Source organism: Streptomyces sp. NPDC021100 (assembly GCF_044333095.1).
Taxonomy (GTDB): Bacteria; Actinomycetota; Actinomycetes; order Streptomycetales; family Streptomycetaceae; genus Streptomyces.
This window is the reverse complement of record NZ_JBIRQH010000025.1, coordinates 86,066-98,422: the sequence shown is the minus strand read 5'-3', so window position 1 is coordinate 98,422 and position 12,357 is coordinate 86,066. Positions and strand designations below refer to the sequence as shown.

General features: G+C 74.8%; 11 protein-coding genes. 7 read left to right on the top strand and 4 right to left on the bottom strand.

Features of this window, described 5'->3' with window-relative positions:
• Positions 1–162 precede the first annotated feature (162 nt).
• The gene (locus tag ACH4PU_RS31850) at positions 163–1,947 is read right to left on the bottom strand and encodes a sigma-70 family RNA polymerase sigma factor (protein ID WP_398279900.1); all 1,785 of its coding nucleotides are present in this window, start codon (positions 1,945–1,947) and stop codon (positions 163–165) included.
• A 948-nt stretch (positions 1,948–2,895) separates the two neighbouring features.
• Between ACH4PU_RS31850 and radA the strand changes: the two genes are divergently transcribed.
• Together radA and disA are read left to right on the top strand one after the other, a co-directional pair.
• Positions 2,896–4,413 carry a DNA repair protein RadA gene (gene radA, locus ACH4PU_RS31845; protein WP_398279897.1) on the top strand — a complete coding sequence of 506 codons (1,518 nt, stop codon included), beginning with the start codon at positions 2,896–2,898 and terminating at the stop codon, positions 4,411–4,413.
• Between the two features lie 97 nt (positions 4,414–4,510).
• The gene (gene disA / locus ACH4PU_RS31840; protein WP_398279894.1) at positions 4,511–5,644 is read left to right on the top strand and encodes a DNA integrity scanning diadenylate cyclase DisA; all 1,134 of its coding nucleotides are present in this window, start codon (positions 4,511–4,513) and stop codon (positions 5,642–5,644) included.
• 105 nt (positions 5,645–5,749) lie between these two features.
• On the opposite strand, the gene ACH4PU_RS31835 is transcribed toward disA, so the two are convergent.
• From ACH4PU_RS31835 to ACH4PU_RS31825, 3 genes are all read right to left on the bottom strand, one after another.
• Positions 5,750–6,670, bottom strand: a complete 921-nt coding sequence (locus tag ACH4PU_RS31835) for a hypothetical protein (RefSeq protein WP_398279891.1) — start codon at positions 6,668–6,670, stop codon at positions 5,750–5,752.
• A gap of 127 nt (positions 6,671–6,797) precedes the next feature.
• Positions 6,798–7,334 carry a pyridoxamine 5'-phosphate oxidase gene (locus ACH4PU_RS31830; RefSeq protein WP_398279888.1) on the bottom strand — a complete coding sequence of 179 codons (537 nt, stop codon included), beginning with the start codon at positions 7,332–7,334 and terminating at the stop codon, positions 6,798–6,800.
• 106 nt (positions 7,335–7,440) lie between these two features.
• Positions 7,441–7,683: a hypothetical protein gene (locus tag ACH4PU_RS31825; protein ID WP_223771148.1), complete on the bottom strand. Its 243-nt coding sequence runs from the start codon at positions 7,681–7,683 to the stop codon at positions 7,441–7,443.
• Positions 7,684–7,856: 173 nt separating this feature from the next.
• Between ACH4PU_RS31825 and ACH4PU_RS31820 the strand changes: the two genes are divergently transcribed.
• From ACH4PU_RS31820 to cseC, 5 genes are all read left to right on the top strand, one after another.
• On the top strand, positions 7,857–8,783 hold the full coding sequence (locus ACH4PU_RS31820) for an A/G-specific adenine glycosylase (RefSeq protein ID WP_398279885.1): 927 nt from the start codon (positions 7,857–7,859) through the stop codon (positions 8,781–8,783).
• A gap of 207 nt (positions 8,784–8,990) precedes the next feature.
• Positions 8,991–9,539 carry a SigE family RNA polymerase sigma factor gene (locus ACH4PU_RS31815; RefSeq protein ID WP_004949546.1) on the top strand — a complete coding sequence of 183 codons (549 nt, stop codon included), beginning with the start codon at positions 8,991–8,993 and terminating at the stop codon, positions 9,537–9,539.
• Positions 9,527–10,213: a hypothetical protein gene (locus ACH4PU_RS31810; RefSeq protein ID WP_398279882.1), complete on the top strand. Its 687-nt coding sequence runs from the start codon at positions 9,527–9,529 to the stop codon at positions 10,211–10,213. Before ACH4PU_RS31815 ends, ACH4PU_RS31810 begins: the two co-directional genes overlap by 13 nt.
• 16 nt (positions 10,214–10,229) lie before the next feature.
• On the top strand, positions 10,230–10,940 hold the full coding sequence (cseB, locus tag ACH4PU_RS31805; RefSeq protein ID WP_398279879.1) for a two-component system response regulator CseB: 711 nt from the start codon (positions 10,230–10,232) through the stop codon (positions 10,938–10,940).
• A gap of 71 nt (positions 10,941–11,011) precedes the next feature.
• A complete protein-coding gene (gene cseC / locus ACH4PU_RS31800; protein ID WP_398279876.1) occupies positions 11,012–12,313 on the top strand; it encodes a two-component system sensor histidine kinase CseC in 1,302 nt (433 codons plus the stop codon).
• Positions 12,314–12,357 lie beyond the last annotated feature (44 nt).

Here is a 12,357-nt window from a genome sequence, read left to right as displayed (position 1 = left end):
GTCCGCCCAGGACCACGGGTCCGCCCAGGACCACGGGTCCGCCCAGGACCACGGGTCCGCCCAGGACCACGGGTCCGCCCAGGACCACGGGTCCGCCCAGGACCACGGGTCCGTCGGGGGCGGCACTTGCCGCCCCCGACGGACCCCGTCCTCCGCGTCGCCTCAGATGGCCTCGGTCCGTCGGAGCCGTCCCGGGCCGTCGACCGGCACCGTGGCGGGGCCCGGGGCCAGGCGGACCTGGGTCCGCCAGGGGTCGGCCGGTTCCCGGTCGGGGTCGGTGGCGACCGTGAAGGTCAGGGAGCGGCCGGGCAGGAGCACACCGCCCGTCCGGCCGAGGCGCAGCCAGGCCGCGCCGGGCGTGGCCGCCCAGTGCACCTCTCCGCCGACGGCCGTGACCGTGACGAGCGTGTCCTGACCGCTCGGCTGGGCAGCCACGGTCAGCCGCCCGAAGCCGGGCCACGGACCGGACGGGCCGGACGGACCGGGTGAGGCGGGCCGGGCGGACGGTGCGGGACGGGCGGCGGCGCGCCGCGGCGCCGTGGGAGTGGCGGTCGAGGCGGCCGGGGCCTCGGGCGCGACGATGCGTGCGGCGGGCGGAGGTGTGACGGAGGCGGTCGCGTCGGCGGTGTCGGTCCTGGCGGTGAAGACGGTCGCGTCCGTGGCGCCTGAGGCGGCGAAGGCCGCGGGCTGCGCGAAGTCTTCTGAGGGCCCGGCGGCACCGGGGCTGCCGGAGCCGCGCGGGATACCGGCGCCACTGCCGATGCCGTCGATGCCGCCGACGGGTCCGGGGGCATCCGTGGCATCCGTGTCGCCGGGATCACCGGCTTCACGGGACGCGGCGCGATCCGCCGCCCGCTCCTCGTCGTCCGGATCGGGAACGGGCGCGCGGGAGGGGCGCTCGGAATCGTCGGCGGGCGCCTCGCCGGCCGTGACGGCGCCCTCTCCCGATTCCGCGCCGTGCCGGTCGCCCGACGGCGTCTCCCTATAGGCGGCCCACAGCGCCAGGGCGGGCGCGGCGGCGACCGTCGCCACGACGGTGGTGGTGACCGCGCGGTGGCGCAGCCTGGTGCGCCGGCCCGACCGGTCCGCGGGCGGCAGCGGGAAGCCCTCGCGGTCGTAGCGCGGGCTGCCGGGGCGGGTGGCGCGGGCGTGCCGCAAGGCGGCCTGGAGAGCGCCGAGAGGGGCTTCGAACAGGGGGAGTTCCGCGCGTGACGCGGTGGTGCCCGGCCAGGGGGCGCCCGCGGTCACCCGCTCCGCCGTACGCCGGCAGCCGGGGCACTCGTCCACGTGCCGGACCAGTTCCCGGCGGGCGGCCGGGGCGAGCGGGACCCCGGGGCCCCCGCCGGCGGCGAAGCGGGCGACGGCCTGGCAGCGGCCGGCGGCGACGACGGCGAGCGCGGTGCGGGTGCGTTCGACCTCGCAGGCGGCGCCGGCGAGCAGGGCACGTGCCATCTCCGGTTCGAGCCGCAGCACGGTGGCGACGGCGTCGGACGGCAGACCGTGCCGTACGGACAACTCCAGCGCCTCGCGCTGCACCGCGTCGGTCCCGGCCGCCTCCGGCCAGGCCAGCGGATCGGCCCCGGGAGCCCACCGGGGCGCCGCTGGGCCGGCGGCGAGGCGCCGCCGGCAGGCCCAGCGGGCCAGGGCGTACAGCCAGGGTCTGGCCGGGCCGTAGGGGGCACGGTCGGCCCGGCGTTCGGCCAGGGCCAGGGCCTCGGCGAGCGCACAGGTCGCCGCGTCGGGCTCACGGAGGAGGAACAGGCAGTACGTGTAGAGGCCGTTGAGGTAGGGGGCCACACGGGAGAGGTGGAGGTGGGGCACCACAGGGGGCGGCGGGTCGTCGGGGTCGGAAGTGACGACCGAGGGCCGCGGTGAGGCCGCCGCGCCGTGGGGCGGCCGGGACCCGCCGGGGGCGTGCGGGGGCTGCTCGTACCTGCTCGTCATCATTCCGGCGACCGTAGGGGGACCCGGATGGGCGCTTCGCGGTGCTCGGCAGGGTTTACCCCGTACGGGGGAGCTCATCCCGAGAAGGGCCGCTGTATCAGTACGTTCCGGGCGACTCGACGGCGCGGAGCGCGCCGGGGCACGCCGGGGCGGGACAGGTGCGCGGGGGCGGCGGGGCACGCCGGGCGCGTACGACGGGAGCCGGCTCGGACGGACGGCCGGACGCTTCGGACGCCCGGACGCCGGGAGGCGACCGACGCCGGGAGGCGACCGACGCCGGGAAGCGGCCGGACGCCGGGAAGCGACCGGACGCCGGGAAGCGACCAGCACGTGCCGCGGCCTCTCAGGGCGGCGCTGCGTATCAGGGCGCCGCCGTGGCAGCCCCGGACGGCACGGGACGTGCACGGATGGCGCGCCGGACTCCGCCGCGCCCCGGCCCCGGGGTGTGGCGCCGGAGGGCGGACGCCCCGGCCCCCGGCTGCGGATGAGCAGGACGGCCGGTCCGCACACTTCCGAGCCGGGGGTGAGACACCCCGTCCGCCCCCGGCGGGCCCATCCGCCCCGGCGACGGCAGCGGGACGCCCGAAGCCGGCGAGGGGAAGCATGAGCAGCTCCGTCCGCCCCACCGCCGGGCGCGAGCGGCGAACCCGGACCGTCCCCACGCCGATGGCCATCGTGACGACCCGCTCACGCCCACCGACGGGCAGCGGCACGGCGCATCCGCCTACGGCAAAGGACGACGAAAGCGCCCCGCCCACCCGGTCCAAGCGCAGCGGAGCGGCCCGCCCACCCCGGCCAAGGCCGACAAGACGCCCCACCCGCCCCCGGCCAAGGCCCGCAGGACGGCCCGCCCCCACCCGCAGGCCGCGGAACACACCCCGCGCCCCCGCGCCCCTCGCCGAACCGCAGAGCGGCCGAGCGTTGTCAGTGGTTGCCGCTACGGTGACTCGCATGGCTGCTGCCCGTACCTCTCGTTCGTCCGCCAAGGACCGGCCCTCCTACCGCTGCACCGAGTGCGGCTGGACCACCGCGAAGTGGCTCGGCCGCTGTCCGGAGTGCCAGGCGTGGGGGACGGTCGAGGAATACGGCGCGCCCGCCGTGCGGACGACCGCGCCCGGGCGGGTCACGTCCGCCGCGGTGCCCATCGGGCAGGTGGACGGCCGGCAGGCCACCGCCCGCGGCACGGGCGTCCCGGAGCTCGACCGGGTGCTGGGCGGCGGCCTGGTGCCGGGGGCGGTGGTGCTGCTGGCGGGCGAGCCGGGGGTAGGCAAGTCGACGCTGCTGCTGGACGTCGCGGCGAAGTCGGCGTCCGACGCGCACCGGACGCTGTACGTGACGGGCGAGGAGTCGGCGAGCCAGGTGCGGCTGCGGGCGGACCGCATCGGCGCGCTCTCGGAGCACCTGTACCTGGCGGCCGAGACGGACCTGTCGGCCGTCCTCGCCCACCTCGACTCGGTCAAGCCCTCGCTGCTGATCCTGGACTCGGTGCAGACGGTCGCCTCCCCGGAGATCGACGGCGCCCCCGGCGGCATGGCCCAGGTGCGCGAGGTGGCCGGCGCCCTCATCCGCGCCTCGAAGGAGCGCGGGATGTCAACGCTCCTCGTCGGCCATGTGACGAAGGACGGCGCGATCGCCGGCCCCCGGCTGCTGGAGCACCTGGTGGACGTCGTCCTGCACTTCGAGGGCGACCGGCACGCCCGGCTGCGCCTGGTCCGGGGCGTGAAGAACCGCTACGGGGCGACGGACGAGGTCGGCTGCTTCGAGCTGCACGACGAGGGCATCACCGGCCTGGCCGACCCCAGCGGCCTGTTCCTCACCCGCCGGGCGGAGCCGGTGCCGGGCACGTGTCTGACGGTCACCCTGGAGGGCCGCCGCCCGCTCGTGGCCGAGGTGCAGGCGCTCACCGTGGACTCCCAGATCCCGTCGCCCCGCCGCACCACCTCGGGCCTGGAGACGTCCCGGGTCTCGATGATGCTGGCGGTGCTCGAACAGCGGGGCCGCATCAGCGCCCTGGGCAAGCGGGACATCTACAGCGCGACCGTCGGCGGTGTGAGGCTGTCCGAGCCGGCCGCCGACCTGGCCGTCGCCCTGGCCCTGGCCAGCGCCGCGAGCGACACCCCGCTGCCGAAGAACCTGGTGGCCATCGGCGAGGTGGGGCTCGCGGGCGAGGTCAGACGGGTCACGGGCGTCCAGCGCCGGCTGGCGGAGGCGCACCGGCTCGGTTTCACGCACGCCCTGGTGCCGTCCGATCCGGGCAAGGTGCCCGCCGGGATGCGGGTGCTGGAGGTCGCCGACATAGGCGATGCGCTGCGGGTACTCCCCTGCGGCCGGCGCCGGTCCGGCGGAGCCGACGGCGGGGACGAAGGCAGGGGTGACGGCAGGGGTGACGGCAGGGGTGGCGGCGGCGGGAAGGCCGCGTCGCGGGCCCGGCCGGAGGACGCCCCTCTTCAATCGGCTCGACGCCAGTAGACTTTCCCCTGGTCCCGCCCTCCCCCAGCACGCGACCGGAAACGGGGGCGCGGGGGCGGCCCGCGGCCACCGTTGACCATGCGACCGGAGGAGTGCAGTGGCAGCCAACGACCGGGCATCGGGCCCCGGCAGGGCCGGGGGCGGCTCCGGTGGCTCCCATGCCGACGGGCTGATGCGCGCCTCGCTGAGCGCCGTCGCGCCCGGCACGGCCCTGCGCGACGGCCTTGAGCGCGTTCTTCGCGGCAATACGGGCGGGCTCATCGTCCTCGGCATGGACAAGACCGTCGACTCGATGTGCACCGGCGGTTTCGTCCTCGACGTGGAGTTCACCGCGACCAGGCTCCGCGAGCTGTGCAAGCTCGACGGGGCGCTGATCCTCGACAAGGACATCACCAAGATCGTCCGGGCGGGTGTGCAGCTCGTCCCTGACGCGTCGATCCCGACGGAGGAGACCGGCACCCGGCACCGCACGGCGCAGCGGGTCTCCATCCAGTGCGGCTTCCCCGTCGTCTCCGTGAGCCAGTCGATGCGGCTGATCGCGCTGTACGTGGACGGGGAGCGGCGCGTGCTGGAGGAGTCCGGCGCGATCCTGTCCCGCGCCAACCAGGCGCTGGCCACCCTGGAGCGGTACAAGCTCCGCCTGGACGAGGTGGCCGGCACGCTCTCCGCCCTGGAGATCGAGGACCTGGTCACGGTCCGGGACGTCACGGCGGTCTCGCAGCGCCTGGAGATGGTGCGGCGCATCGCCACGGAGATCGCCGAGTACGTCGTCGAACTGGGCACCGACGGGCGCCTGCTCTCCCTCCAGCTCGACGAGTTGATCGCGGGCGTGGAGCCGGAGCGCGACCTGGTGGTCCGGGACTACGTCCCCGAGCCGACCGCCAAGCGCACCCGGACGGTCCCCGAGGCGCTCGCCGAGCTCGACTCGCTCACCCACACCGAGCTCCTCGAACTGCCCATCGTGGCGCGGGCCCTGGGCTACAGCGGCTCGCCGGAGACGCTGGACTCGGCCGTCTCGCCGCGCGGCTACCGCCTGCTGGCGAAGGTGCCGCGGCTGCCCGGCGCGATCATCGAGCGGCTGGTCGAGCACTTCGGCGGGCTGCAGAAGCTGCTGGCCGCGAGCGTGGACGACCTCCAGGCCGTGGAGGGCGTCGGCGAGGCCCGCGCCCGCTCGGTCCGCGAGGGCCTGTCCCGCCTGGCGGAGTCGTCGATCCTCGAGCGGTACGTGTAGCGGGACCGGCCCGGCGCGTAACGGTTGAAGGGGGCCCCGGCCGGGGCCCCCTTCAACCGTACGAAGCTCGCCGTCCGGCGCTCGGCTCCTTGTCCGGGACGGCGCTCAGCCCTTGTCCAGGACGAACTGCCCGCGGTCGACGACGCCTCCGACCTTGACCTCGACCCGGTAGGTGCCCGCCACGGCCACCGCGCCGGCCGGCGGGGCGGCGCACTGCGGGGCGCTGCGCTTGCGGTCCCACTCCAGGGTGCGCTTGGTCTCGCCCGAGCCGGGCACCTCCACCAGCACCTCGCCCCGGCCGCGCGGGCAGTCGTCGGACGCCCAGACGTGCTGTGTCCCGGCCGGGTCGGTGATCTTGAGGACGGCGGTCGGCGAGCCGATGTCGACCTTGCAGGCGCCGCTGCCCGTGTTCTTGAGCACGATCTCGAACTTCGGCCGCTCGCCCGGCCCGTAGGAGCCCTTGACGCTGCGTACCGTCACCCGGAACGAACCTGACGTGCAGTCAGGCACCGAAGCGTTCTTGGCCAGCACCTTGGCGTCACCGGCCCCCAGCACACCCGCGGCCGGCCCCGCACCGGAGCCACCGCCCGTACCACCGGAACCACCGGCACCGCCCGCGGAACCGGCGCCGCCGCCCGAGCCACCGCCCGTACCGCCGGCCCCGCCGCCGCTGCCGCCGCCGACGGTGCCGAGACCGCCGACGCTGCCGCCCTGGTCCTGGCCGGAACCACCGCTGCCACCGCCACTGCCCGTGCCGCCGGCACCGTTCGACTCGTCACGGCCGCCCGGCCGTTGGCTGTAGTGCGGCCCGGACGGGGTCGGGCCGGGGGTGATGGTGGCACCGCCCGAGTCGCCGCCGCCCTTGGACGCGCCGTTCTTGCCGTCGGACGACCCGTCCTCTCCGCCGAGCGTGAGCAGCCACACCACCAGGAGGGCCAGGAGGCCGAGCACGGCAAGCGCAACTCCCCTCCGGCGCCAGTAGATGGAGGAGGGAAGCGGCCCGATCGGATTGCGCAGTGATCCCACGCGAAAACTCTACGAGAGATCCGGCCGGGCTCCACCCCGTACCCGCCGTATGAGTGCCTACTTTTCTCATCATCCGACCGGCGGGATGCGCTTTTCTGTCGTTTCACGCAGCAAATCTCACGCCCCTTCAGCAGGGCGCGCCCTGCCGCCGCCATTCCGTCCGGTGCCCGAACCCCCGTCCGTTGTCGATGAGTCGGAGCCAGTCGGGGCGCAGCTCCCAGAGTTCGGTCCGGTCCATCGCCTGCCGCAGCCGCTCCGAACGTTCCACGTAGGGGAAGCGGGCGCGGTACGCGTCCCAGGCCGCCGCGCGTTCCGCGCCCCCGAGGAGGCGGCAGGTGCCGCGCCCCTGCACGCCGGTGAGGGCGGTCCACTCCTGGCCGTCGCGCTGCGCGGTGAACGCGACGCGGGCGTTCCCGGATGCGAGGGCACGGCCGTGGCGGGTGGTGGTGGAGGTGACGAAGACAAGAGAGATCCGCTCATCTCCGCCGCTTTCCCCGGGCGAACCGGGCTCGTACGGCGGCCGGTTGCGCACCGCGTAGAGCACCGCGCACGCCTGCGGCCCCTCGTCGTCGCCGTAGGCGAGGGTGAGGGTGGTGTGCGCGCCGAGGGCCGCGCGGATCTCGGGCGGCGGGTCCGCGACCGGACCGGTGTGCGTCTCCGTCATGGCCCCAGTCTCCGTCATGGCCCCGTTCCCCCGCCGGGCAGGATTCCCCCGCCGGGCAGGAGCCCTCTCGCCGGTCAGGGACCAACCCGGGTCCGGTCACATCGCGTTACGACCGGTGGCAGATGAAGCGGCGGCTCCCGTTCGCCGTCGTCTCGACGATCGCGCTCGGGCACCCCTCGGGGCAGAGCGGAGCGGCGGCGGCCGTGTTGCGGTAGCGCTCCGGCGGGTGTTTGCAGGCGGAGCAGTACCAGCCCGGCGCCAGGCCGGGGACGGGCGTCATGTCCCACCACAGCGGGTTCGCACACGCGCGGCAGCGGACCAGGGGCGGAGCTTCACGGCGGCCTTCCACGGCTCCATGGTCGGCGGACGGGCGGGCCGCCGGGCCGTCGGCCGTCCGGGATCACCCGTACGAGACCCTCGCTCCCGCGCCGTTCCGTCTCTTCCCCCGCACGAGCCTCCGAAGCACCCCCTGAAGTCGGCGTTTCCCACCCCGCGCGCGCCCGTGCCAGGATCGGGAGCGCCATGACTACGACTCCCGCCCTGCCGAAGCAGACGCCCCCTTCCGCTTCGGGCTCCGGAACCGCCCTGCACCTCCCGGTGATCGCCTGGTTCGAGGCCCACGCCCGGGACCTCCCCTGGCGGCGCCCGGAGGCCGGCCCCTGGGGCGTCATGGTCAGCGAGTTCATGCTCCAGCAGACGCCCGTCAGCCGCGTCCTGCCGGTGTACGAGGAGTGGCTCGCCCGCTGGCCGCGCCCCGCCGACCTGGCCGCGGAGCCGCCGGGGGAGGCCGTGCGCGCCTGGGGCCGGCTCGGCTACCCGCGCCGGGCACTGCGGCTGCACGCCGCTGCGACGGCGATCACCGAGCGGCACGGCGGCGCGGTGCCGGACGACCACGCCGAGCTGCTGGCGCTGCCGGGTGTCGGCGAGTACACGGCCGCCGCCGTGGCGTCCTTCGCGTACGGGCAGCGCCACGCCGTCCTGGACACCAACGTGCGCCGCGTCCTCGCCCGGGCGGTCACCGGCGTCCAGTACCCGCCGAACGCCACCACCGCCGCCGAGCGCCGGCTGGCCAGGGAGCTGCTGCCCGGCGAGGAGGCGGTGGCCGCCCGCTGGGCGGCGGCGTCCATGGAACTGGGCGCGCTGGTGTGCACGGCCCGCACGCCGGTCTGCGGGCGCTGCCCGATCGCCGCCCGCTGCGCCTGGCGCGCCGCCGGCTCCCCCGAGCACGACGGGCCGCCGCGCCGCGGCCAGACCTACGCGGGCACCGACCGCCAGGTCCGCGGCAAGCTGCTTGCGGTGCTGCGGGAGGCGGTGGCGCCGGTGCCGCAGGAGGCGCTGGACGCCGTCTGGGACGAGCCCGTGCAGCGGGCCCGGGCGCTGGACGGGCTGGTGGCGGACGGGCTCGTGGAGCCGCTGGAGGACGGGACGTACCGGCTGCCGCTGACGTAGCGGAGCCCGTCCCTGCCGCCTCTTGAATCGGACAGAGCTGCCCTTACCCCCCACCTGTTACACAACCTATGGACAGCTGTGCACCAGCCGCAGTGCTGCTGCACATCGCGTCGCAACAGCTCCTCCGTAGCGTCCTCTCTCGTGCTGGAAGACCATCCGGCGCGCACCGGCAGGCACGGGGACGCAAGCGGAATGGAGGCTGCGAGTATGGCCAGCAGCGGCAAGGTTCTGGACTTCGAGGAGTACGTACGCAACCGTCAGGACGCTCTCCTGCGGAGTGCGCGGCGGCTCGTCCCGGACCCCATCGACGCTCAAGACCTGCTCCAGACCGCGCTGGTCCGCACCTACGGCCGCTGGGACGGCATAGCGGACAAGTCGCTGGCCGACGCCTACCTCCGCCGTGTCATGATCAACACTCGTACGGAGTGGTGGCGGGCCCGTAAGCTCGACGAGGTGCCCACCGAGCAGCTTCCCGACGCGAGCGTCGAGGACGGGACCGAGCAGCACGCCGACCGCGCGCTGCTGATGGACGTCCTCGGGGTCCTGGCGCCCAAGCAGCGCAGCGTCGTCGTCCTGCGACACTGGGAGCAGATGAGCACCGAGGAGACGGCGGAGGCGCTCGGCATGTCGACCGGCACGGTCAAGAGCACCCTGCACCGGGCGCTGGCGCGGCTGCGCCAGGAGCTGGAGAACCGGGACCTGGACTTCCACGCTCTCGATCGTCACGAGCGGGGGCAGGAACGGTGCGCGGCCTGAGAAAGGCGATCGGCGAGGAGGCCGGCCGGACCGATCCGGCCACGAGACCCGCCCGTCCCGCACTGATCGCCGGCGGGACGGTCACCGCGTTCGCCGCGGTCGCCGGGCTGCTGCTCGTGGGCTGCAACACCAGCAGCGAGGGCGTCCGCAAGGAGGGCCCCGCCCAGCCGCAGTCGGCGGCGAAGGCGGAGAAGCGCACCGCGACGCCGTCCGCGCCGCCCACCCGGCGGAAGATCGACGCCGCCGCCCTGATCAAATCCGATCCGAAGATCAGCGACGCGGTCAAGAAGAACTTCAAGCCGTGCGTGAAGGACCAGTACCCGGTCGACGTCATCTACGGGCAGCTGACCGGCGGATCCCGGGACGACGTCGTCGTGAACATCCTGACCTGCGGCGACGCCATCGGTGTCGGTTCGTATGTGTACCGTGCCAAGGGCGACTCGTACGAGAATGTGTTCTCGTCCGAGCAGTCGCCCGTCTACGCCGACATCGACCGCGGTGACCTGCTGATCACCTCGCAGATCTACGGTTCGGGCGACCCGGTCGCCGACCCCTCGGGCGAGGACGAGGTGACGTACCACTGGTCGGACGGCAGGTTCCGGGAGACGGGACGTACGCACACCGACTTCAGCAAGGTCGGCGGCAGCACGGGCAAGAGCGAGAATTCGGGCTAGGAGGGCTGGGAGCGGCGTGGCCGATACGCATGTGCTCTTCGTCGAGGACGACGATGTGATCCGCGAAGCGACGCAGCTCGCCCTCGAACGGGACGGCTTCGTCGTCACCGCCGTGCCCGACGGGCTCCAGGGCCTGGAGCGGTTCCGGGAACGGCGACCCGACATCGCCCTGCTCGACGTGATGGTCCCCGGCCTGGACGGCGTCAGCCTCTGCCGGCGCATCCGCGACGAGTCCACCGTCCCCGTCATCATGCTGTCGGCGCGCGCCGACAGCATCGACGTCGTCCTCGGCCTGGAGGCCGGCGCCGACGACTACGTGACCAAGCCCTTCGACGGCGCCGTCCTGGTCGCCCGGATACGCGCCGTGCTGCGCCGCTTCGGGCACGCCAGCGGCGCGGCCGGGGCCGCGGGCGCGGACGAGCACGGCGGCATCGAGGGCGGCGGCCTGCTGCGCTTCGGCGACCTGGAGGTCGACACGGAGGGCATGGAGGTCCGCAAGAGCGGCACGCCCGTCGCCCTGACCCCGACCGAGATGCGGCTGCTGCTGGAGTTCTCGTCGGCCCCCGGGACCGTGCTGTCCCGCGACCGGCTGCTGGAGCGCGTCTGGGACTACGGCTGGGGCGGCGACACCCGCGTGGTGGACGTCCATGTGCAGCGGCTGCGGGGCAAGATCGGTCAGGACCGCATCGAGACGGTCCGCGGTTTCGGCTACAAACTCAGAGGCTGAACTCTCGTGACCCGCCCCCACCAGGTCGCACCCCTCCGCAGGGACGCGGTCCCCCAGGAGCCCCACCCACCATGGTGAACCTCACCCTCCGCAGCGGTCTGCGCTGGAAGGTCAGCCTCGCCATCGCCGGTGTCGGCGCGCTGATCGCCATCGCGCTCAGCCTGGTCGTGCACAACGCCGCCCGCGCCTCCATGATCAACAGCAGCCGCGATGTGATGGACCAGCGCATCCAGCTGGCCGAGCGCTACTACCGGACCAGCCAGGGCCGGACCACGCTGCACGCCAAGGTGGACGACCCCGCGCTGCCCGAGCAGCTGCGGGAGGCCGCCGCCCTCGGGCAGCGCGCCACCTTCGTCCAGGACACCGGCGGCTCCGCCCCGCAGGTCTGGGCGTCGGTCCCACTGGCCAACGGCAAGATCCTCTCCATGCACCAGCCGTTCCAGGACCGGCTGAAGATCCTCGACGAGATGGACCGGGCCCTGATCATCGGCTCTGTCTCGGTGGTCCTCGGCGGCTGCGCGCTCGGCATCCTCATCGGCGGCCAGCTCTCCCGCCGGCTGCGCAAGGCGTCCGCCGCCGCCCGCAAGCTCGCCGACGGCGACCGCGACGTCCGGGTGCGGGAGGCCATCGGCGGCCGGGTGCGCGACGAGACGGACGACCTCGCCCGCGCCGTCGACGGCATGGCACAGGCGCTCCAGGACCGCCTGGAGGCGGAACGGCGGGTCACCGCCGACATCGCCCACGAGCTGCGCACCCCCGTCACCGGCCTGCTGACGGCCGCCGAACTGCTGCCCCCGGGCCGCCCCACGGAGCTGGTCAGGGACCGCGCCCAGGCCATGCGGACCCTCGTCGAGGACGTCCTGGAGGTGGCCCGGCTGGACGGGTTCGCCGAACGGGCCGAGATGCAGGAGATCGAACTCGGCGAGTTCGTGGTGCGCCGGGTGCGCGCCTTCTCGCCCGAGGCCCGGGTCACCGTCACCCGGCACGCCTACGTGAACACCGACCCCCGGCGGCTGGAGCGCATCCTCGGCAACCTGCTCGCCAACGCCGCCAAGCACGGCCGGGGGCCCGTCGAGGTCACCGTGGAGGGCCGCGTCCTGCGCGTCCGCGACCACGGACCGGGCTTCCCCGAGGACCTGCTGCGGGAGGGCCCCTCCCGCTTCCGCACCGGCAGCGAGGACCGCGCCGGCAAGGGCCACGGCCTCGGCCTGACGATCGCGGCGGGCCAGGCCCGGGTGCTGGGCGCCCGCCTCACCTTCCGCAACGCGGACCCGGAGGCGGCGGGCGGCGGCGGGGCGATCGCGGTGCTGTGGCTGCCGGAGTCGTCGCCGACGAGCACGGGGACGTTCCCGATCATCCGGGTCCCGGACTGAGCTCATCCGGGTGCCGGACCGCGCGGGACGAGGGCTCTCGGCGC

What these genes read in the sequence shown, in the direction of transcription:
- ACH4PU_RS31850 (WP_398279900.1), bottom strand. Translation starts at nt 1,947, where the DNA reads ATGATGACGAGCAGGTACGAGCAGCCCCCGCACGCCCCCGGCGGGTCC.
- radA (WP_398279897.1), top strand. Translation starts at nt 2,896, where the DNA reads ATGGCTGCTGCCCGTACCTCTCGTTCGTCCGCCAAGGACCGGCCCTCC.
- ACH4PU_RS31830 (WP_398279888.1), bottom strand. Translation starts at nt 7,334, where the DNA reads ATGACGGAGACGCACACCGGTCCGGTCGCGGACCCGCCGCCCGAGATC.
- ACH4PU_RS31820 (WP_398279885.1), top strand. Translation starts at nt 7,857, where the DNA reads ATGACTACGACTCCCGCCCTGCCGAAGCAGACGCCCCCTTCCGCTTCG.
- ACH4PU_RS31815 (WP_004949546.1), top strand. Translation starts at nt 8,991, where the DNA reads ATGGCCAGCAGCGGCAAGGTTCTGGACTTCGAGGAGTACGTACGCAAC.
- cseC (WP_398279876.1), top strand. Translation starts at nt 11,012, where the DNA reads ATGGTGAACCTCACCCTCCGCAGCGGTCTGCGCTGGAAGGTCAGCCTC.